Raw genomic sequence first — 20,559 nt, 5'->3', positions numbered from 1 at the left:
GTCATGGACGTCTTGAGCAGCCGGCTGTTGCTGCACCCCCGTGAGCTGGCCACCAGCCAGCGCTTCTACCGCGACATCCTCGGGCTGGCGGTGTACCGCGAGTTTCCCTCCGGGCTGGTGTTCTTCCTCGGCAACGGCTTGCTCGAAGTGTCCGGGCAGAGTGCGCCCGGCGCCCCGGCCGGACTGGAACTCTGGCTGCAGGTGCGCGACGTCGGCGCTGAGCACACCCGGCTTGCCGCGCTCGGGGTGCCGGTGCTGCGCCCGCCGCGACTGGAGCCCTGGGGGTTGATCGAACTGTGGATCGCCGACCCGGACGGCATCCGGATCGTGCTGGTGCAGGTGCCCTCGGATCACCCGATGCGCAGCGACCAACGCGCTGAGGGCTGAGCCGCCTGCTCACCGGCCGGTCACCGCTGCGCCGACAGCCCGCATCCGGGCCGCTGCGATCGTCACGATCGCCTGGCTGGCAGGCGAGAGCGTGGCGCCCTGCCGGTGCACGATCGCGAACTCGTCGAAGATCCTCGGCCGCAGCGGCGCCCATCGGAGCTGGGGCGAGAGCCGGTCGCCCAGCCGGTGCAGCAGGCCCCGGGCAGTGATCGTGTCGGCCAGGCCGAGTGCCGCGACTTCCAGCGCGGTCTCGATGTCTTCCACCTCGATGCGCGGCCTGAGCGTCGAGCCCACCGACTGGACCGCTCTGGCCAGCTGCCGACGGGTGGAGTCCTCGTTACCCCAACTGGCCTCCGAGAGCACCAGCGGCGCCAGTGCCAGCTCGGCGGCGGTCACCGGCTTGCGCACCCGCGCCGGATCGGCGCTGACGTAGACCAGCTCGTCGCGGATCAGCGGTCGGACCTGCAATCCCTCGTCGGCGATCGGCAGCGCGATCACAGCCGCCTCCAGCCTGCCGTGCCGCAGATCCTGCAGCACCTCCATGGAGTTCTGGCCGATCAGCTCCAGCCGCACCCCGGGATGCTCGCGCAGCACGTCGGCCACCAGCGCGCTGCCCAGGTACAACCGGGCGGTTCCGAACACCCCGAACCGGATAGTCCCTTCCAGCACGTCGCGGACCGAGGCGACCGCGCGGCTGGCCTCGGTGACCGCGGTCAGCGCCCGCTCGGCGTGCGGGCGCAACGCCCGGGCGGCCTCGGTCGGCGCCAGGCCCCGGCCGACCCGGTCGAACAGCGGCGCGTTCAGCCCCTGCTCCAACAGCCGGACCTGCTCGGACAGCGACGGCTGTGCCAACCCCAGCTCGGCCGCCGCGGCCGTGAACGAGCCGTGTTCCAGGGTCGCCAGGAAGCAGCGCAGCTGGTGAAGTGATATCAAGGAAATCCCTATGCTTGGGTAAGGAAACCAAGGCTACCTTGATACATGCCACCGCTTTAGGTTTAGCCGGTGACTCAGACCGCCATCGTGCCGCCGTCCCGGCCCGCCACCGAGCCGACCGTGGACCGGCTGCGCTCTGCCCGGGGGGTGGGTCTGTGCCTGCTGTCGGCAGCCGCCTTCGGCCTGGCAGCGGTCTTCGGCAAGCAGTGCTTCGCTGCCGGATTCAGCGTCAGCTCGATGCTGGCCGGGCGGTTCGGCCTCGCGGCGCTGGTGTTCTGGCTGATCGTGGCGATCCGCCGGCCGGCCATGCCCGGGCCGCGGCTGCTGCTGACCTGCCTGGCATTGGGCGGTCTCGGCTACGCCGTGCAGGCCGCCTGCTACTTCTCCGCGCTGACCCGGATCGACGCCTCGCTGGTCGGGCAGATCCTCTACGTGTACCCGGCGGTGGTTCTGGTGCTCGCCCTGGCGTTGCGCCGTGAGACTGTCAGCCGGCGAAAGCTCACCGCCCTCGGCTGCTCGCTGTCGGGGTTGGCGCTGCTGCTCGGCTCCGCCGGTTCCAACGGCCCGGTGGCGCCGGCAGGGGTGTTGCTGGCCTTCTTCTCCGCCCTGACCTACGCGCTCTACATCACTGTGGCCAACGGACTGCCTCAGGACTTCGACGTGTACCTGCTCTCGGCGCTGGTGTGCAGCAGCGCCGCGGTCAGCGTGGGCCTGTTCGGGCTGACCACCGGGTCGTTGCAGGCGCCGGCCCGGCCCTCCGGCTGGCTGTGGCTGGCGCCGATAGCCCTGATCTCCAGCGTGGTCGCGATCGGCTGCTTCCTCGGCGGCCTCCGGCTGGTCGGCGCGTCGACGGCGGCCATCCTGTCCTGCCTGGAGCCGGTCGTCACCGCAGCCTCGGCCATCGTGGTGTTCAGCGAGCGGGTCAATCCCGGGCAGGTGGTCGGGGCGGCGGTGGTGCTGGCGGCGGTGGTGCTGCTGCGGCCGGCCGCCGTCGCGCGGCCGGTCACAGCCAAGGCGAGCCCGCAGATCAGTAGCTGACCCCTAGCTGGTAGGTGGTCTTAGTCGAGGAGTAGCGGTTCACGCGGATGTCGATGGTGGCCGCGGTGGTGCCGGTGTTGGTCCAGGTTGCTTGGTCTGCGGCCGCGTCGCCGTTGGTCGAGCTTGCTATCTCGGCGCCGGTCGCGTCGTAGAGGTAGAGGTCGTAGTCGACGGTGAGGCTGTAGAGCTGTGTGGTGACGGTGCGTCCTGCCGGCACGTTGAGGCGGTAGTAGTCGTTGGCCGGTGTTTCGTTGAGGAACGTTCCGGTGATCTGGTTGCAGGATTCGGAGATGGGTTGGGGGTTGCCGACGCCGTTGGGTTCGGTGTCGGTGACCGAGGTGCAGGCCGGGCTGGTCTGGTAGCTGGCCATGAGGGTCATGCCGGAGTAGGCGGCGTAGCCGTCGACCAGGACGTGCCAGGTGCCTGGCGCCGGCGCCGGGAAGGTGCAGATCTCATCGTTATTGCCGGTGACCGGTCCGCAGTCATAGGTCGCGGTGGTCGGCGCCGAGCCGAACCGCACATACGGGTCGGCGTCGCCGTCGCCGCCCGAGGTGTGAACCTTCAGGTTGGAGGCGCCCGACGGCACGGTCATCGTCCAGAACTGCTGGCTGCCGGTCGCTCCGGAGATTTCCGTCACCGCGACGCCGTTCTGCAACTGGTTGCTGGCGGCCGGCTGGGGCTTGATCGCCAGCGCCGGCTTCCAGCCGGGGTTGACGCCCTCGCCTGAGTAGGCGCCCCGGTAGGTGGTGATGCGAGACCGGTAGTTGAAGTCACGGTCGTAGTCGATGAGGTTGGACAAGCCCGAGTAGTCGATGGCGCTGCCTTGGAGTTGGCCGGTCTTGGGGTAGAGGTCCAGGCCTGCTCCGAGTGCGGCCGTTGGGTTGGTGAGATAGGTCGAGGCAGCGCTGTAGCTGCCGGACACGTTGTTGCTCTGCTGCCCGCCGGTCAGCGGTGTGCCGGCGAAGACGGCATTGCCGAACACCCGTTGCTGGTAAGCGGAGTCCGCCCCGACGATCCGGATGCCGTTGCCGGCGGCGACCACGGTGTTGTTGTAGTAGTCGATCCGTTTCGGCACGTCGTTGTGCGGCTGGCTGTACGCCCCGTCATTGCTGCGGTTCACCAGCAGGTTGTCGTGGAAGGAGAAGTTGCCTTCGCCCTGGAACAGACCTTCATGAGGGTTTTCGTAAAGGACGTTGCCATAGATCTGGTAGATGTCCGTCGAGCCCGCGCCCGAGCGCGGCCAGTGGCCCACCAGCAGGTTGGGCATCGCCCGGTCGGCGCCGGAGAGCGGGCGGTCGGCCTTGCTGAAGACGTTGTTGCGGATGATCGTCGTCCCGGACGAGGGCATGCCGATCGAGGTGTTACGGGTGAGCTGGTGCTTGAACTGGACGTTGTACTCCCGGGTGTCGGAGACGACGTTGTTCTCGACCAGGAAGTTGGCGGTCCCATAGGCGCCGTCGGAATGGCCGAAGTACATCCCGGTGCCGGTGCTGGTGATCGTGCTGTTGCGGATCACCCAGTTCCAGGCCCAGGACTTGCTGTTGATGCCCGAGACCAGCGGGTCGACGTCGAATTCCTTGAGGTGCAGCCCCTCCAGCAGGATGTGATGGTTGGACACGCCATGCGCCTCGCCCCGGACGCCGTCGCCCCCCAGATCCTGGCCGTCGAGGGACAGGTTGCGCACGGCGATGTAGCTGGAGTCCTTGAAGCTCACGAGGTTGCGCACGTCGCTGTTGGTGAAGATGGCGGGCGAGCCGCTGGCCGGGCCCTCGACGATGATGCACTTGTCAGGCTCGCCCCGCTTGTCCCAGAGGTTGAGCCCCTGGGTGTAGGTGCCGGCGGCCAGCAGCAGCCGATCGCCGGGCAGCAGACCCGCGATGTAGGACCGGTAGTTGGACGGGTTGGCCTGGATGGTCCTGAGCGGAGTCACCGAGCCGCAGCCGCTCATGCTCTGCCACAGTGGCGGGTTTTCGGCGGCTGCGGCAGTGGTCGCCGAGAACGTCCTGGAGACCGCGGCAGCGCTGGCTGCTGAGTGGGCCGGATCGCCGGCGGCTGGATACGAGCCAGCAGCCACCAGAGCCAGTGCGAGCAGCGCAGGGCGTGCGCCAAGTGAGCGCATCGGGACCTCCAGGAGAGAGAGGAGGGACGGGGGTATAGGGGATTTGTCAGTAAAAGCACCTGATACTCACATTGCACGCGTACCCGTGCCGTGTCAATCCTTGAGACGGCGCCGACGTGGCACCTGGCGCCCAGGGCAGCTGCCGCACGCGGGACCGGGCTAGGGCGAGCTAGCCTGACGCCCATGTCCGGCGGCTGGTTGGGGTTGCGCTCGTTGCGCCACCGGGCCGGCCAGTCGATCCTGGTCGGCCTGTTGTCGATGACCGCGATCGCTGCCTGCGCGGCGGGACCGATGTACCAGCGAGCGGTGGAGCAGGCCGCGATCCGGTCCCAGCTCAGCCACACCGGCGCCGCCGAGCGGGGCGTCACGGTGACGGCAGGCTCGGCGTCCGAGGTCCGGTCCTACCTGCCCACCGGAGCGCAGCGGGAACTGTTCGGCACGCCGGTGACCGGCTTTGAGGCCGATGTGTCGGTCAGCGGGCCGCGCTCGCGCTTCGAGGCGGTCGCCGCCGGCCGCGACGATGTCTGCCGGCAGCTGCAGATCACCGACGGACGCTGCCCGGTGACGGGGCTGGAGGTGCTGATCAGCACCTCCAGCGCCCGAGTGCTCAAGGCGGGCCTCGGCGATCGGCTGCAGCTGACCGGCCGGAGCGGGTCAGGCGCCTATGAGCTCGGCGCCGTCCGGGTGGCCGGGCTCTACCAGCCGTTCGACCCGGCCACCGACTACTGGTTCGACCGCGCCTACTCCAGTCCCGCCGGGGTGGTGCGCGAGCCTCAGGGCGACGCCGTGCCCGACCTGCTGCATTCGGACGCCCTGCTGCTGTCACCGGCCGGCGTCGCGGCCTTCGAGGCGGCCCGCCGCTCATCGACGGCCGGCAGCACCACGCCGTTCCAGTACTTCGCCGACCTGCCGGTGCCGCCGGAGAGGGTCGGAATCGAGGACAGCCAGCGGTTGCTGCGGGCGGTCGAGGCGATCACCGCCAGGATCGACGCGGCGCATCCGCCCGGCGATCCGAACCGGGGCAGCGTCGAATCGCGACTGGTCTCGTTCCTGGAACAGGCCGACGCCGGACGGCGCCAGAGCCGGGTGATCATTCCGACGCTGGCGGTCCAGCTGGCGCTGGTGGTGCTGGTGGTGCTCGGCCTGGTGGTGTCGGTGGGGGTCGAACAGCGCCGTCCAGAGCTCGCACTCGCCCGGTTGCGCGGCCAGAGCAAGCGCACCGCGGTCAGTCCCTACCTCGGTGAGATCGCGGCGCTGGTGGGCGCCACGCTGGTTCCCGGGCTGCTGCTGGCCTGGCTGGGATGCTGGCTGCTGTGCCGTTGGTGGCTTCCTGCCGGCATCGAGCCGGAGTGGCGCTGGCCGGTGCTGCTCGCCGGCGCGGCAGTGGCACTGGTGGAGCTGGCGCTGGCGGCGCTGCTGGCCAGGCGGGCGGCGGCCCAGCCGATCGGGCAGTTGCTGCGCACGGTCGCGCCGGTCACCACTCGCCGGCGCGCCGGAGTTGCCGAGGTCGGCCTGGCGGTGGCCGCCGTCGCCGGCGTGGCGGTGGCGTTGACCGGTGAGCGCAACAGCGCGCTGGCACTGGTCACACCTAGCCTGCTCGCGATCCTGGCCGGACTGCTGCTGGGCCGGCTGGCCCTGTGGGCAGCCCGGCTGGCCGGGCGTCGGGCGCTCTGGCGCGGGCGGCTGGTCATCGCGGTGGCCGGCCTGCAGGCGGCTCGCCGGCCGGGCTTTCGGCGGGTGCTCACCCTGGTGTGCGTGGCGGTGGCGTTACTGGTCTCCAGCGTTGATCAATGGAAAGTCGCGGCGGTCAACCGGGAAGCCAGGGCGGCGGCGGAAGTGGGTTCGGCGGTGGTGCTGGAGGTCACCGCGCCGACGGCGGCCAAGCTCCGGTCAGTCGTCGCCGCCGCCGATCCGAGCGGGGACTACGCGATGGCCGCCATCACCCAGCGCCCCGACGGCAACGCGACCCCGGTGCTCGCCGTGGACCATCGGAGGCTCAACCGCATCGCCGACTGGGGCTTTGACCGAGATGCCGCGCCGCAACCGCTGCTGGACCGGCTGGCGCCCGCTGATCCCCCCGCCCCGATCGCGGTGGCCGGCCGGGCGCTTCGGCTGCGCCTGGGCGCCGTCAAGGTTCTCAGCGACGACCCGACGTCACCGGACCTGCCCGAGCCGGTGTCACTTCGGCTGCATCTGCGACGCCCGGACGGCTCGCTGACCGCTGCCCAGCTGCCGGCGCCGGCCGCCGACGCGCCCAGCGCTCCGAGCGCGGCGCTCGGCGGCTGCGAGCAGGGCTGCACGCTGAGCCGGATCGAGCTGGTCAGGACGGTCGGTGACTTCCTGGCGGCCAAGGTGTCGATCCAGCTGCTGGGCTTGGACGCTGCCCGAACCCCTGGCGCCTGGCAGCCGGTGTCGTTGGGTCGCGCGCAGGACTGGCGCAACGCCGAGGAGGCGGCGGCCGCGTCCGGCGCCGCGGCCACCGTCTCGTTCACCGAGGCCGCCGGCGGCTTGCTGTTGCAGGCGGTCAGTCATGGCTCAGAGGCCACACTGCAGCACCTGAGCGTGCCGGTGAACCTGCCCTGCCTGCTCGCCGGCGCCGCCGATTCCCCGGTGACCGGCCAGGCCGGCGCGGCGGTGTCGATGCACGGCATCGACGGCGAGTCGGCCAGCTGCCAACCGGTCGGGTCGCTGCCCTTTCTGCCGCGGGTCGGCGCCGGCGCGCTGCTGCTGGACCTAGAGCTGGCGATCGCGGCCAGCGAGTCGGTGCTCACCAACAGCACCAGCAGCATCTGGCTGCGATCGGTCGACCCGGCTCGCGAGCGCCAGCTGACCGAAGCCCTGACCGCTGCCGGCATCCCGGTCACCGATCGTTCGACGATCGCGCGGCAGCAGTCGCTCTATGACCAATCGCCGCCGGCCTGGTCGATCAGAGCAGCGCTGGCAGCAGGCCTGATCGCGGCCCTGCTGGCGGCGTTGATGATCGTCATCGTCGCCGTGACCTCCAGGCGGCTGCGTGGCTATGACCTGGCGGCGCTGCGGCTGCTCGGACTTGCCTCGCGCACGTTGCGCCGGGCGGTGCTGGCCGAGCAGGCGCTGGGGGTGCTGGCCGGGGTGCTGGTCGGCGCCGCGGTGGGGGTGGCAGGCGCCCGGCTGGCGCTGCCGGAGGTGGCGCTGTTCGTCAGCCCCGCCGCCGTGCCGTCGCCCAGTTACCGCACGGCGTGGCCGGTGGTGCTGCTGGCCACCAGCAGCGCGCTGGCGCTGCTGTGCTGCGCCGCCGTGCTGGCCTCGGTCCTGGTGCTGCGCGCCGTGTCGCCGAACGCGCTGCGGGAGGGACAGTGACGACAGGGGCGGCGGTGCGGACAGCGGCAGGAACGGGCAGGGGCCTGTCGGTGTCGGCGCACGGACTGGTGCACATCTACCGCTTGGAAGGCAACGACGTGGTCGCGCTGACCAGCGTCGACCTGGAGGTGCCGGCAGGCCAGCTGGTGGGCCTGCTGGGGCCCTCCGGCTCGGGCAAGTCCACGCTGATCACCCTGCTGGCCGGGGTGCAGCGTCCCAGCGCCGGCCGGTTGCGGGTGGGCGAGCACGATCTGTCCAACCTGCCCGACGCTGAACTGGACAGGTTGCGGGCCCTTGACGTGGGCGCGGTGCTGCAGGGCGCGACGCGCAACCTGCTCAGCTACGCCACGCCCGCGCAGAACGTGGCCTTCGCGCAGAAGGCCGCCCTGCGCCTGGGAGTCCGGGAACTGCCCAGGCCCAGCGAGGTGCTGGACCTGCTGTCACTGGCCGACTGCGCCGAACGCAAGTTGGCAGAGCTCACCCCGGGGCAGTTGCAGCGGTTGGCCGTCGCGGTCGGGATGGCCACCTTGCCGGGCCTGTTGCTGACCGACGAGCCGACCAGCCAGCTCGATCACCGTTACCGCGACGAGGTGCTGCAGGCCATCGCGTCGGTGAACCGGGCGGTGGGAACGACGGTGATCACCGTGACGCACGACCCTGAGGTGGCCGCCCGGATGCCGCGCACCATCACCATCCGCGACGGCCGGATCGGAGCCGAGGGCCACGGCGGTGAGGACTTCGCCGTCCTCGGCCGGGACGGCTCGCTGCAACTGCCGCCGGACGTGCGGGAGCGGCTAGCGCCGGGAACCCTGCTGCGGGTGAGGCTCAACCCCGACGGCACGGTGCTGCTGGATCCTCGCGCCGACGGATCGAGCGCCGACGGATCGAGCGCCGCCGGATCGAGCGCCGCCGGATCGAGCGCCGGCGGCTCGAGCTCCGACGGCTCGAGCTCCGACGGCTCGCAGGGCAGCAGCTCCAACGACAGCAGCTCGCACGACAGCGGCCGGCCCGGAGGCACGCCATGACCGCGCCGAGCGCCGGCGGGCTGCGCGGCAGTGGGATCGAGGTGCGCTTCGGCGCGCTGGTCGCCGTCCGGCAGGTTGACCTGGTGCTCGGTCCGGGCGAGCTGGTCGCCGTCACCGGACCGTCAGGAGCGGGCAAGAGCTCGCTGCTGGCTGCGCTGTCGGGCCTGATCCAGCCGACCGGCGGGACGCTGAGCCTGGACGGCCAGCTGATCACCGGTCGCGATCAGGCCGCGGGCAGGGGAATCGTGTTGATACCGCAGGGCAACGCGCTGATCCGGATCTTGACCGCGCTCGAGAACGTGGCGGTGCCGCTGGTCGCGGCCAGAGTGGCCGACGCCCGGCAGCGCGCCGAGGCGGCGCTGGTGGCGCTGGGCCTGGACGAGGCCGCCGACCAGTTGCTGGAGGAGCTGTCCGGCGGGCAGCAGCAGCGGGTCGCGGTCGCCCGCGGGCTGGCCGAGCGCCCGTCCTACCTGCTTGCCGACGAGCCGACCAGCGAGCTCGACGCGCTCAACCGGACCCGGGTGATGGCGCTGCTGCGGGGCGAGGCGCGACGTGGCGCCGGCGTGCTGGTGGCCACCCACGACCCGGAGGCGGCCGCGCTGTGCGATGCCGAGCTCCGGCTCGACGAGGGCCTGGCCGGCTGGGTGCGTGATGACCGCCCGACATTCGGCGTGACCGTTTAGTCTGCTAACCCTCGCTACGCCTCGTCAGTGCCAGACTGGGGCGGTGAGCGATAACCGAAACGTGCTGGGCGGCGAACTCGAGGAGTGCGGCTCCGATCCGGTCACCGGCTTCTACCGGGACGGCTGCTGCACCTCCGGGCCGCAGGACGTCGGCAGCCACACGGTGTGCGCGGTGTTGACCGCGGAGTTCCTGCGCCATCAGCAGCAGCTGGGCAACGACCTGATCACGCCCCGCCCGGAATACGACTTCGCCGGCCTCGGGCCGGGTGACCGCTGGTGCGTGGTGGCGATGCGGTGGCTGCAGTCCCACCGCGCCGGGGTGGCGGCCCCGGTGGTGCTGGCCGCGACCAACGCCCTGGCACTGGAGATCATCCCGCTGGAGATCCTGCGCGAGCACGCCATCGACGTGCCGGCGGACCCGAGCTCGCTGACCTGACCCCGGCACGGCGCCTCTCAGGCTGGAGCGCCTCTCAGGGCGGCGCGGCCACTCAGCGCTGGGCGCCTCAGCGGCGGATGAGGGCTCGGGCGTTCGGCTCGACTAGATTGGACGCTGATGAGCGCGCCTGAGGACGAGTCCCTTTCCAGCCACCTGAGTTTCGCCGACCTCGACATCGACGAGCGGGTGCTGCGAGCCCTGGTCGACGTGGGCTATGAGAGCCCCTCGCCGATTCAGGCCGCCACCATCCCGGCGCTGATGGCCGGGCGCCACGTCGTCGGCCTGGCCCAGACGGGCACCGGCAAGACCGCCGCCTTCGCGGTGCCGATCCTGTCCCGGATCGACCTGTCCCAGAAGGCGCCCCAGGCGCTTATCCTGGCGCCGACCCGTGAGCTGGCCTTGCAGGTGTCCGAGGCGATCGGCAAGTACGCCCACTACCTGCCCGGCCTGCACGTGCTGCCGATCTACGGCGGCCAGAGCTACGGCGTTCAGCTGTCAGGGCTGCGCCGCGGCGCGCATGTGGTGGTGGGCACGCCCGGCCGGGTGATCGACCACCTGGAGAAGAAGACCCTGGACCTGACCCAGTTGCGTTTCCTGGTGCTCGACGAGGCCGACGAGATGCTGCAGATGGGGTTTGCCGAGGACGTCGAGACGATCCTCAAAGACACCCCGTCCGACAAGCAGGTGGCGCTGTTCTCGGCCACCATGCCACCGCAGATCCGGCGGATCTCCAAGCGCTACCTCACCGACGCGGCCGAGATCACGGTCAAGACCAAGACCGTCACGGCCGCCAACACCCGGCAGCGGTACCTGCAGGTGGCCAACGCCCAGAAGATGGACGCCCTCACCCGGATCCTCGAGGTCGAGCCGTTCGAGGCGATGATCGTCTTCGTCCGCACCAAGCAGGCCACCGAGGACCTGGCCGAGCGACTGCGCGCCCGCGGCTTCTCGGCGGCGGCGATCAACGGCGACCTGGTGCAGGCCCAGCGCGAGCGCACCATCGCCCAGCTCAAGAGCGGCGCCTTCGACATCCTGGTGGCCACCGACGTGGCGGCTCGCGGCCTGGACGTCGAGCGGATCAGCCACGTCCTCAATTACGACATCCCCACCGACACCGAGTCCTACATCCACCGGATCGGGCGCACCGGGCGGGCCGGGCGCACCGGCGAGGCCCTGCTGTTCATGACCCATCGCGAACGGCACCTGCTCAGCTCGATCGAGCGGGCCACCCGGCAACCGCTAACCGAGATGGCGCTGCCGACGGTCGAGGACGTCAACACCACCCGGGTGGCGAAGTTCGCCGACTCGATCACGGCCAGCCTGGCCTCGCCGCAACTGCACTTCTTCCGGGGCCTGGTCGATGACTACGCACGCGAGCACGACGTGCCGGTGGCCGATGTGGCGGCCGCGCTGGCAGTGCTGTCCCAGGACGACCAGTCCTTCCTGCTGGCGCCTGAACCCCCTGTGGTGAAAAGGAAGAACGAGTTCAGCTCAGGAGCCGACCGGTCTGCCGACCGGGATCGGGACCGCGACCGACCGGCCGTCCGGGTGGCCGGTCAGCGCCGAGCCAAGTCCGATGTCCGGATGGCCACCTACCGGATCAGGGTCGGCCGCCGGCACAAGGTGCAACCCGGCTTCATCGTGGGCGCCCTGGCCAACGAGGGCGGCCTGAGCAGGCAGGACTTCGGCCATATCGACATCAAGATCGACCACAGCCTGGTCGAGCTGCCGGCAGACCTGCCACCTAGGACGCTGGACGCGCTGAGCCGGACCCGGATCTCGGGCCAGCTGATCGAGCTGACGCGCGAGGAGGGCCCCGACCGGCCCAGCAGGCCAAAGAAGCCGCGCCACAAGGCCTAGCCACAGACATGCCGCCAATCGACCCGCCCCGTGAGGTGCTCGCGGCCAGGCGTGGGGTGCTAGAGGCCGAGATCAGCCGGCTCGCCGACCTGATCGGCGCGACCGGCTACGACGTCGTCGGCTTCAACCCGCACATCGACGCCGCCTGCCCCTACATCGAGATCGGCGACGACGGACAGCTGCACTGGATCGTCAAGGAACGCGGCCAACTGTTCGAACACCGCACCACCAGGGACCCCGACGAGCTGCTCTATTGGTCGTTCGAGACCACGACCTCCAGCCTCGCCAGATACTGGGAGGCACGACACCGTGACGAGAGCCAAGATTTCCGCGTCGGGCTCTGGGCCAAGCAGGCAGAACTGCTCCACCGGCTCAACCCGGCCTGGGCGCGACGGTGGCGACGTGAACTGGCCGCACGCCAGCCATGGGACGTCGCTCTGATGCCGCAACTGCCGCCAGATCCGGCCGACAGGAGCCCTGGCCGCCCGTCCTCGGCCAGGGCGCCGAACCAGCCGCCGTAGCTGCGGCACCCACGGCTGGTCAGGTGTGTGGACGCCCACTCCGGGTGTCGCCGAGCCCAGCAGGGGTAGAGCGCTCGTTGCCGCTAGATTCGGTCATTGGGCCGGGGCTCCTGTTCACGCAGGGGTGCGGCCAAGGCCCCGGCTGGTGCTCGCTACACCGGTCGGGGCCGCTTCATTGCTGTATGCGGCCCCGGCGCTTATGGACGACCCCTGAGAGAAACCGGCCTCGCACCGGTCCGATTTCCACTGACCCATACCTCGGCAGTCACCGAAGAGCGTCCTGCAGGGCGTCCTGCTGGGCGACCAGCCATCGCCGGCCGCGCTCGGCGCGCTGATCGGCCTCGGATTGCCAGTAGTCGACGTAGCCGGGTTGTCCCTGCTCGGCGCCGGCCCGGACGATGTCGTAGCACCAGGTGTGCGAGCGGCTCGCGGCGGCGGCCACCCGGGACCGTTCCTCGCCGTCGAGGCCGTAGGCGTCGACGAAGAGCCTGAGCCGTTCAGCGACGCGCTCGGCGCGCTGGTCGGCTATGTCGACGGGGTCGCGCAGCGGCGTCCAGAGCCTGGCTGCCAGGGCCACGTCCCACAGGCGCGAGCCGGGGCTGGCGAGGTCGAAGTCGATGAGGGCGGCGGCGCGGCCGTCGGAGAAGACGACGTTGTCGAGGTTGGGGTCGTTGTGGCTGATCAAGCCCTGGCGGTACTCCTGGGGCACGGCGGTGAGCCAGGAGTGCCGCGACGGGTCGAAGGAGGCGACGGCTTGGTGGAAGCGCCGCAGCAGCTCCGCCACGCTGACCAGGGCGTCGTCTTCCAGGGCCCAGGGCGGGTAGGGCTCGGTGGCGACCTCGCCGGGCAGGTAATTGAGGACTTCGCGGCCCTGCTCGTCATCACCGAGGTAGCGCGGGGCGCCGTCGAAGCCGACCTGCTCCAGATGCAGCAGCAGCGCGTGCACGGCCGGACTGGCCCGCGTCTGGGGTCGGTGCACGGCGTCGCCCACTCGCACCACCAGCCCGCGGTTGGAGGTGCCGCCGTGGAGCGGGATCTCGTGCGGGGGATGCTCTACCGTCGCCACGGTCGATCCTCAGCCGGCCGCGAGCAGCGCCCGGGCGAAGGCGGTGTGCGTGATGAGGCTGGTGATGTAGCCACCGCGGATGGCGGCCCGGGCGGCGGTGGCCTTCTCGATGCCGTAGGCGAGGGCGATGACCTCGGGGATCTGCTTGAGCTGTGCGGCGTGGATGCCGATAATGCGGTCGTTGAGGGCAGCGGTCACCGGCGCTCCGTCACTGTCGAGAAGGACGCCGGAGACATCGGCGTGCACCCCTGCCTCGGCCAGCGTTCGACGGTCCGAGGGCGAGATGGCGTCATAGAGGGTGGAGTGGGGCGGTTGCCAGCCGCCGATGCCGACGACCGCCTTGGTCACGGAGGCGAATCGCCCGATCGCGCGTGCCACCTCTGGCAGGGCCAGCAGGGCGGCGGCGGAGTCGGGCACGATCATCGGGGCGTAGAAGAGGTAGGCGGGGCCGCCGGCGATCCGGGCGACGTCGCGCACCAGGTCGATGGAGCTGTCATCGACGCCCGGTTGGGCCAGCGCGCCGGTGAGCTGGACGACCGAGCAGGCGGCGAGGCTGCGAAGGTGGGACCGCATCGAGATCAGCGAGCGGGCCCAGCCGAGGCCGAGCACATCCTCAGCGGTGACGATCTCGGAGAGCAGCTCCGCGGCGGCAGCCCCGATCAGCCCGCGCAGCGCCGCCGGTTCCTCCTCCAGGGTGTCCACCACGAGCGAGTGCCGCAGGTGGAAGGCGTCTCGCAGGTCGGCTGACAGCGCCACGTCGACCTCGCCGGGATGCCCGATCTCGATGCGCACCAGCCCGCTGGAGCGGGCGTCCTCCAGGAGCCGGGCGACCTTGAACCTGCTGAGCGCCAGCTCGTCAGCGATCTCGATCTTGGTCTTGCCGTCGATGTAATAGCGCCGGGCGACCGAGGCGGTGAGCACCAGCTGCGCGGGTCCGAGCCTCGCCCTGACGGCCATCACGTCTCCTCTGCTCATATGAGCACTTCGGTGCACATTCTGGCAGAGAATATTGACGCCGCACAGCCAGACGGTGAAACTCGAAGACGAGTGAACCGCCACTCATCCTGCGAGCTTGCTCGATGTGGAGGTCAGTGTGGCGCGTATCAAGGCCGTCAGATGGCGGTTGAGCTCACTCCTGGTCGTCCTGGGCCTGGCAGCGTCCGGCTGCGCGGGCTGGGGTGGCGGCGGCGGGGGCGGTGGCGGCGCGAACGCCATCAACGTCCTGATGGTGAACAACCCTCAGATGGTCGACCTGCAGCAGTTGACGTCCAAGCACTTCACCGCCGAGACCGGCATCGAGGTCAACTTCACCGTGCTGCCCGAGAACGACGTCCGGGACAAGATCAGCCAGGAGTTCTCCAGCCAGGCGGGCCAGTACGACATCGCCACCGTCAGCAACTTCGAGATCCCGATCTACGCGCGCAGCAGGTGGATCAGCCCGCTGGATGAGTTCATCGCCGCCGACGCCGACTTCGATCAGGCCGACATCCTCAAGCCGATGGTCAAGTCGCTGTCCGGCGAGGACGGCAAGGTCTACGGCCAGCCCTTCTACGGTGAGTCCTCGTTTCTGATGTACCGCAAGGATGTCCTGCAGTCCAAGGGCGTCACCATGCCCGCCAAGCCCACCTGGCAACAGGTGGCCGACATCGCCGCCGAGGTCGACGAGGCTCAGCCCGGGATGGCCGGCATCTGCCTGCGCGGCCAGCCCGGTTGGGGCCAGGTCTTCGCGCCGCTGACGACCGTGGTCAACACCTTCGGCGGCACCTGGTTCACCGAGGACTGGCAGGCCAAGGTGAATGACCAGCCGTTCTCCGAGGCGGTGCGCTTCTACGTCGACCTGGTGCGCGAGCACGGTGAGAAGGGCGCCGCCCAGGCGGGCTTCACCGAGTGCCTGAACAACCTCGTGCAGGGCAACGCGGCCATGTGGTACGACGCCACCTCGGCGGCCGGCTCGCTCGAGGCCGAGGACTCGCCGGTGCGGGGCAAGATCGGCTACGCCGCGGCGCCGGTGGTGAAGACCGACAGCTCGGGCTGGCTCTACGCCTGGTCCTGGGGGATCCAGCAGGCCAGTGAGAAGAAGGACAAGGCCTGGCAGTTCATCTCGTGGGCCTCGGGCAAGGAGTACGAGAAGCTCGTCGGCCAAGAGCTCGGCTGGTCCCGGGTGCCGGCCGGCAAGCGCGCCTCCACCTATGAGATCCCCGAGTACCTCAAGGAGGCAGCCGCCTTCGCCGAGCCGACCCGCGAGGCGATCGAGAACGCCGACCCGCTCAACCCGGGGGTGCAGCCACGCCCGGCGCCGGGCATCCAGTTCGTCGACATCCCGGAGTTCCCCGCCCTCGGGACGCAGGTCTCCCAGGACGTCAGCTCCGCCATCGCCGGCCAGATGAGCGTCGAGGAGGCACTCGATCGCGGCCAACGGCTGGCCGAGGACGTCGCAGAGCGCTATCGCGCGCTGGACAAGCCATGACCGCGGGGCCCGGGACGTACCCGGCCCGCATTAGCCCGACCAGCACGAGCCCGGCCCGCACGACACAGGCCCGCACGACACAGGCCCGCACGACAGAGGAAGGTGCGCCATGAGCGTCACTCTGGGAAGCCGCCAGGGGAGCAGCCAGCAAGGCGCGACCAGCGTCGCGGCCAAGCCGCCCAGTGGGCTGCGCAGGTCGGGGGACTGGGCGCGACGGGCGCCGCTGCTGCCGGCCTTGATCTTCACCATCGTGCTGACCCAGTTGCCGTTCGTGGCCACGCTGGTCATCTCGTTCATGAACTGGAACGCCTACTACCCCGATGAGCGCGGGTTCGCCGGCTTCGCCAACTTCCGGCGAGTGTTCACCGACGTCAACATGCGCCAGTCGGTGATCACCACCATCGTGCTCACGGCGACCGTGGTGCTCGTGAGCCTGGTGCTCGGCATGCTGATCGCGCTGTTGCTGGACCGGGCCTTCTTCGGCCGGGGCGTGGTGCGCACGATGCTCATCGCGCCGTTCCTGGTGGTCCCGGTGGCCGCCGCGCTGCTGTGGAAGCACGCGCTGTTCAACCCCGAGTACGGCCTGTTCAACGGCCTGCTGACCGCGGTGTGGCGGCTCTTCGGCTCCGACAACCCGCCGCAACCGGACTGGATCAGCACGGCGCCGCTGCTGTCGGTGGAGTTGGCGCTGATCTGGCAGTGGACGCCGTTCATGATGCTGATCCTGCTGGCCGGCCTGCAGAGCCGCCCGCTGGACGTGATCGAGGCGGCCCGCGTCGATGGTGCCAGCGCCTGGGAGGTCTTTCGCTATATGACCTTTCCGCACCTGCGGCAGTACCTGGAACTCGGCGGGCTGCTGGGATCGATCTACGTGGTGCAGAACTTCGACGCCGTCTTCACCATCACCTCCGGCGGGCTGGGCACCGCGAACCTGCCGTACACGATCTATCAGACCTTCTACAACGCCCAGGACTACGGCCGAGCCTCGGCTGCCGGCGTGGTGGTCGTCCTCGGCACCATCATCATCGCGACGTTCGCCCTGCGCACCGTCTCGACCCTGTTCCGAGAGGAGGGCGGGCGATGAGCTCGCTGACCGACGTAGGCCCGGTGCCCGCCACCCGCACCCCGGCCGGCACGCCTCGCCGCAATCGCAAGCCCCGCGGCAGCGCGCTGCTCGGGATAGTGGCGTGGCTGGTGGGCCTGCTGTTCGTGCTGCCCATCCTCTGGATGCTGCTCACCTCGTTCCACAGCGAGTCCGACGCGGCCACCAACCCGCCGTCACTGGGCGCGCCTCTGACGTTTCAGGGCTACCGCGAGTTCTTCGGGGCCTCCAGCGGCGCCAGCCCCTGGCCGTCGCTGGCGAACTCGATGACCGCCAGCGTGCTCTCGACGATCCTGGTGCTGTTGCTGGCGATTCCGGCCGCCTACGCGCTCTCGATCCGCCCGGTCCGCAAGTGGACCGACGTGATGTTCTTTTTCCTCTCCACCAAGATGCTGCCGATCGTGGCCGGGCTGCTGCCGATCTACCTGTTCGCTCAGCGCGTCGGGCTGCTGGACAACATCTGGCTGCTCATCATCTTCTACACCTCGATGAACCTGCCGATCGCGGTGTGGATGATGCGCTCGTTCCTGGCCGAGGTCCCGGTCGAGATGCTCGAGGCGGCGTCCATGGACGGCGCCGGGTTCACCCGCACCATCCGCGAGATCGTGGCCCCGGTGGTGATGCCGGGGATCGCGGCGACGTCGCTGATCTGCTTCATCTTCAGCTGGAACGAGTTGCTGTTCGCCCGGGTGCTGACCGCGACCGTCGCCCAGACCGCCCCGGTCTTCCTCACCGGGTTCGTGACCAGCCAGGGCCTGTTCCTGGCCAAGGTCTGCGCCGCAGCCCTGGTGGTGTCGCTTCCGGTGCTGATCGCGGGCTTCGCGGCCCAGGACAAGCTGGTCCAAGGGTTGTCCCTCGGAGCGGTCAAGTGACGCTGGCAGATACCGTGCCGGGCATGACCATGCGCGCCAGCGTCCTCAACGGCATCGGCGACCTCGCGGTCGAGGAGCGGGCCGTCCCGGACCCCGGGCCGGGCGAGGTGCTGGTGCGGATCGGCTCGGTCGGGGTGTGCGGGTCCGACATCCATTACTACGACCACGGCCGGATCGGTCGGTACGTCGTGGACCGGCCCCTGGTGCTCGGCCACGAGGCCGGCGGCGAGGTCGCCGCGATCGGCGCCGGGGTCAGCGCCCTGGCGCCCGGGCAGCGGGTCTCGGTCGAGCCGGGCGTGCCCTGCCGCTCGTGCCCCCAGTGCCTCAGCGGCAGGTACAACCTGTGCCCCGACGTCCAATTCTTCGCCACCCCGCCCTACGACGGCGCGTTCTGCGAGTACGTCGTGATGCCCGAGGCATTCGTGCACGCCGTGCCCGACAGCGTCAGTGACGACGCCGCCGGGCTGATCGAGCCGCTGTCGGTCGCGGTCTGGGCCTGCCGCCGGGGCAAGGTGTCGCCGGGCGCCCGCGTGCTGATCACCGGCGCCGGGCCGATCGGCCTGGTCTGCGTGCAGGCGGCGTTCGCCTTCGGCGCCGCCGAAGTCACCGTCAGCGACGTCAACCCCTACCGGCTGGCGCTGGCCGGCAAGCTCGGGGCGCGCGCCATCGACGTGTCCGCGACCTCGCTGGCCGCGGCCGGCGTCGAGCCCGACGTGCTGCTGGAGTGCTCGGGCAACGCCCGGGCCACCACCGACGCCATTGGCACGGTCGCCCGCGCCGGGCACGTGGTGCTGATCGGGATGGGCGGCGACGAGCTCGTCCTGCCGCTGTCCTACGTCCAGGATCGCGAGCTGGTGCTGACCGGAGCGTTCCGCTACGCCAACACCTGGCCGACCGCGATCTCGCTGGTGGCCTCCGGACGGGTGGACTTAGACGTCCTGGTCACCGGCCACTACGGGCTCGACGAGGTGGAGCAGGCGCTGACCGCGTCCCGGCGTGATCCGGCCACGGTCAAGGCGATGGTGTGTCCCGGCAGGATGGCGTCTCCCGGCGGCTGAGCGGCCTGGGCGCCTCCAGCCGCTGAAGCGGCTGAGCGGCGGCTGAGCGGCTGGGCGCCTCCGGCGGCTGAGCGGCCGGGCGCGGTGCAGACTCGACTCCGACCCCGGCCGGGCCGGGAAGGAAAGAGGAAAGGAAGGAGCCAACCATGGTGTCGCTGAATGCCGCGAACCTGGCCTCGCTGGGTCCGGAGGTGGCGGTGCCCGGCTATGACCGGCGGCAGGTCGGCGTGGGGATCGTCCACGTCGGCGTCGGCGGCTTTCACCGGGCGCATGAGGCGATGTACCTGGATCGGTTGATGAACGAGGGCAAGGCCCTGGACTGGGGCGTCTGCGGGGTCGGGGTGCTACCCGGCGACCGGCGGATGGCCGACGTGCTCGCCTCCCAGGACCACCTCTACACCCTGGTCGTCAAACACCCCGACGGCACGATGGAGCCACGGGTGATCGGCTCCCTCGTGGACTACCTGCTCGCCCCCGACGACCCGGAGGCGGTGATCGAGCAGATGGCCGACCCGGCGACCCGGATCGTCTCGCTCACCGTCACCGAGGGCGGCTACAACATCCACGACGTCACCGGCCAGTTCGACTCGGAGAATCCGGGCGTCCGGCGCGACCTGGCGCCCGGCGCGGTCCCGAGCACCGCCTTCGGTCTGGTCACCGAGGCGCTGGTGCGCCGCCGCGACCGCGGCGTGGCGCCGTTCACCGTGCTGTCCTGCGACAACATCCAGGGCAACGGCGACGTGGCTCGGCGGGCCTTCGCCGCGTTCGCGTCGCTGCGCGATGCTGCCCTCGGCGAGTGGGTCGAGCGGGAGGTCTCGTTTCCCAACAGCATGGTGGACCGGATCACCCCGGTGACCACCGACTCCGACCGCGCCGAGCTGTCCCGCCGGTTCGGTGTCGAGGACCAGTGGCCGGTGGTCTGCGAGCCGTTCACCCAGTGGGTGGCCGAGGACCGGTTCGCCGCCCGGCCGCCGCTGGCCGACGCCGGGGTGCAGCTGGTCGCCGACGTGCAGCCCTATGAGCTGATGAAGCTGCGGCTGCTCAACGCCGGCCACCAGGCGCTGTGCTACTTCGGCTACCTGTCCGGCTACCGCCTGGTGCACGAGGCGGCGCAGGACCCGCTGTTCGCCGAGTTCTTGCTGGCCTACATGGACTCCGAGGCCACCCCGACCCTGCACCCGGTCCCGGGCATCGACCTGGGCGCCTACAAGGCCAAGCTGATCGAGCGCTTCTCCAACGGCCAGGTGCGCGACACCATCGCCAGGCTCTGCGCCGAGAGCTCGGACCGGATACCGAAGTGGCTGCTGCCGGTGATCGGCCACAACCTCGCCACCGGTGGCAGCGTGGCCCTGTCCGCCGCCGTGGTCGCCAGCTGGGCCCGTTACGCCGAGGGCGTGGACGAGGACGGCCAGCCCATCCAGGTGGTGGACCGGCTTGCCGACACAGTGACCGCGGCGGCGCGGCAGCAGCGCCAGGACCCCCTGGCGTTCCTGCGCAACCGTGAGCTGTTCGGCGACCTGGTGGAGCAGGAGCGGTTCACCAGCGCCTACCTAGCGACGCTGGAGTCCCTGCGTGAACGAGGCGCCCGCAAGACCCTGGAGGCGCTGATGGCAGAGCGCTGACTGACCGGCGCTATCAAGCTCGCCACGCCCA

The 20,559-nt window shown here is 70.4% G+C and carries 17 protein-coding genes; 13 read left to right on the top strand and 4 right to left on the bottom strand.

The window, feature by feature from the left end:
• Window positions 1-3 precede the first annotated feature (3 nt).
• Window positions 4-387: a VOC family protein gene (locus VGB75_09950; GenBank protein ID HEY0167354.1), complete on the top strand. Its 384-nt coding sequence runs from the start codon at window positions 4-6 to the stop codon at window positions 385-387.
• 9 nt (window positions 388-396) lie between these two features.
• Here VGB75_09950 and VGB75_09945 read toward each other — a convergent pair whose 3' ends face one another.
• Window positions 397-1,320 (bottom strand): LysR substrate-binding domain-containing protein, encoded by a 924-nt coding sequence (locus VGB75_09945; protein HEY0167353.1) that lies wholly within the window; start codon window positions 1,318-1,320, stop codon window positions 397-399.
• 69 nt (window positions 1,321-1,389) lie between these two features.
• Here VGB75_09945 and VGB75_09940 point away from each other — a divergent pair, with 69 nt between their 5' ends.
• On the top strand, window positions 1,390-2,358 hold the full coding sequence (locus VGB75_09940; GenBank protein HEY0167352.1) for a DMT family transporter: 969 nt from the start codon (window positions 1,390-1,392) through the stop codon (window positions 2,356-2,358).
• Here VGB75_09940 and VGB75_09935 read toward each other — a convergent pair.
• Window positions 2,348-4,477, bottom strand: coding sequence for a PPC domain-containing protein (locus VGB75_09935; GenBank protein HEY0167351.1), 2,130 nt, complete (start codon window positions 4,475-4,477; stop codon window positions 2,348-2,350). The genes VGB75_09940 and VGB75_09935 overlap by 11 nt on opposite strands.
• Before the next feature lie 183 nt (window positions 4,478-4,660).
• Between VGB75_09935 and VGB75_09930 the strand changes: the two genes are divergently transcribed.
• From VGB75_09930 to VGB75_09905, 6 genes are all read left to right on the top strand, one after another.
• Window positions 4,661-7,816 (top strand): FtsX-like permease family protein, encoded by a 3,156-nt coding sequence (locus tag VGB75_09930; protein ID HEY0167350.1) that lies wholly within the window; start codon window positions 4,661-4,663, stop codon window positions 7,814-7,816.
• Window positions 7,813-8,841, top strand: a complete 1,029-nt coding sequence (locus VGB75_09925) for an ATP-binding cassette domain-containing protein (protein HEY0167349.1) — start codon at window positions 7,813-7,815, stop codon at window positions 8,839-8,841. The genes VGB75_09930 and VGB75_09925 overlap by 4 nt, the downstream gene beginning before the upstream one ends.
• Window positions 8,838-9,524 (top strand): ATP-binding cassette domain-containing protein, encoded by a 687-nt coding sequence (locus VGB75_09920; GenBank protein HEY0167348.1) that lies wholly within the window; start codon window positions 8,838-8,840, stop codon window positions 9,522-9,524. Before VGB75_09925 ends, VGB75_09920 begins: the two co-directional genes overlap by 4 nt.
• A gap of 43 nt (window positions 9,525-9,567) precedes the next feature.
• On the top strand, window positions 9,568-9,960 hold the full coding sequence (locus VGB75_09915; GenBank protein ID HEY0167347.1) for a DUF2237 domain-containing protein: 393 nt from the start codon (window positions 9,568-9,570) through the stop codon (window positions 9,958-9,960).
• 117 nt (window positions 9,961-10,077) lie between these two features.
• The gene (locus tag VGB75_09910; GenBank protein HEY0167346.1) at window positions 10,078-11,820 is read left to right on the top strand and encodes a DEAD/DEAH box helicase; all 1,743 of its coding nucleotides are present in this window, start codon (window positions 10,078-10,080) and stop codon (window positions 11,818-11,820) included.
• Window positions 11,821-11,828: 8 nt separating this feature from the next.
• Window positions 11,829-12,341 (top strand): Imm63 family immunity protein, encoded by a 513-nt coding sequence (locus VGB75_09905; protein HEY0167345.1) that lies wholly within the window; start codon window positions 11,829-11,831, stop codon window positions 12,339-12,341.
• A gap of 265 nt (window positions 12,342-12,606) precedes the next feature.
• On the opposite strand, the gene VGB75_09900 is transcribed toward VGB75_09905, so the two are convergent.
• Both VGB75_09900 and VGB75_09895 read right to left on the bottom strand, forming a co-directional pair.
• The gene (locus VGB75_09900) at window positions 12,607-13,407 is read right to left on the bottom strand and encodes a phosphotransferase (protein HEY0167344.1); all 801 of its coding nucleotides are present in this window, start codon (window positions 13,405-13,407) and stop codon (window positions 12,607-12,609) included.
• Window positions 13,408-13,416: 9 nt separating this feature from the next.
• A complete protein-coding gene (locus tag VGB75_09895; protein ID HEY0167343.1) occupies window positions 13,417-14,382 on the bottom strand; it encodes a sugar-binding domain-containing protein in 966 nt (321 codons plus the stop codon).
• Between the two features lie 118 nt (window positions 14,383-14,500).
• On the opposite strand from VGB75_09895, the gene VGB75_09890 reads away from it, so the two are divergent.
• From VGB75_09890 to VGB75_09870, 5 genes are all read left to right on the top strand, one after another.
• A complete protein-coding gene (locus tag VGB75_09890; protein ID HEY0167342.1) occupies window positions 14,501-15,874 on the top strand; it encodes a sugar ABC transporter substrate-binding protein in 1,374 nt (457 codons plus the stop codon).
• Window positions 15,875-15,983: 109 nt separating this feature from the next.
• A complete protein-coding gene (locus VGB75_09885; protein HEY0167341.1) occupies window positions 15,984-16,958 on the top strand; it encodes a sugar ABC transporter permease in 975 nt (324 codons plus the stop codon).
• Window positions 16,955-17,848: a carbohydrate ABC transporter permease gene (locus VGB75_09880; GenBank protein ID HEY0167340.1), complete on the top strand. Its 894-nt coding sequence runs from the start codon at window positions 16,955-16,957 to the stop codon at window positions 17,846-17,848. The genes VGB75_09885 and VGB75_09880 overlap by 4 nt, the downstream gene beginning before the upstream one ends.
• The gene (locus VGB75_09875) at window positions 17,845-18,906 is read left to right on the top strand and encodes an NAD(P)-dependent alcohol dehydrogenase (GenBank protein HEY0167339.1); all 1,062 of its coding nucleotides are present in this window, start codon (window positions 17,845-17,847) and stop codon (window positions 18,904-18,906) included. Before VGB75_09880 ends, VGB75_09875 begins: the two co-directional genes overlap by 4 nt.
• Before the next feature lie 146 nt (window positions 18,907-19,052).
• Window positions 19,053-20,528, top strand: coding sequence for a mannitol dehydrogenase family protein (locus tag VGB75_09870; GenBank protein ID HEY0167338.1), 1,476 nt, complete (start codon window positions 19,053-19,055; stop codon window positions 20,526-20,528).
• Window positions 20,529-20,559: the final 31 nt, after the last annotated feature.

Source organism: Jatrophihabitans sp., from assembly GCA_036399055.1.
GTDB lineage: Bacteria > Actinomycetota > Actinomycetes > Mycobacteriales > Jatrophihabitantaceae > Jatrophihabitans_A.
The sequence above is the reverse complement of the archived record's forward strand: the minus strand, read 5'-3'. Positions and strand labels throughout refer to the sequence as shown.

What these genes read in the sequence shown, in the direction of transcription:
- VGB75_09905 (HEY0167345.1), top strand. Translation starts at nt 11,829, where the DNA reads ATGCCGCCAATCGACCCGCCCCGTGAGGTGCTCGCGGCCAGGCGTGGG.
- VGB75_09910 (HEY0167346.1), top strand. Translation starts at nt 10,078, where the DNA reads ATGAGCGCGCCTGAGGACGAGTCCCTTTCCAGCCACCTGAGTTTCGCC.
- VGB75_09870 (HEY0167338.1), top strand. Translation starts at nt 19,053, where the DNA reads ATGGTGTCGCTGAATGCCGCGAACCTGGCCTCGCTGGGTCCGGAGGTG.
- VGB75_09935 (HEY0167351.1), bottom strand. Translation starts at nt 4,477, where the DNA reads ATGCGCTCACTTGGCGCACGCCCTGCGCTGCTCGCACTGGCTCTGGTG.
- VGB75_09930 (HEY0167350.1), top strand. Translation starts at nt 4,661, where the DNA reads ATGTCCGGCGGCTGGTTGGGGTTGCGCTCGTTGCGCCACCGGGCCGGC.
- VGB75_09885 (HEY0167341.1), top strand. Translation starts at nt 15,984, where the DNA reads ATGAGCGTCACTCTGGGAAGCCGCCAGGGGAGCAGCCAGCAAGGCGCG.
- VGB75_09950 (HEY0167354.1), top strand. Translation starts at nt 4, where the DNA reads ATGGACGTCTTGAGCAGCCGGCTGTTGCTGCACCCCCGTGAGCTGGCC.
- VGB75_09895 (HEY0167343.1), bottom strand. Translation starts at nt 14,382, where the DNA reads ATGAGCAGAGGAGACGTGATGGCCGTCAGGGCGAGGCTCGGACCCGCG.
- VGB75_09880 (HEY0167340.1), top strand. Translation starts at nt 16,955, where the DNA reads ATGAGCTCGCTGACCGACGTAGGCCCGGTGCCCGCCACCCGCACCCCG.
- VGB75_09920 (HEY0167348.1), top strand. Translation starts at nt 8,838, where the DNA reads ATGACCGCGCCGAGCGCCGGCGGGCTGCGCGGCAGTGGGATCGAGGTG.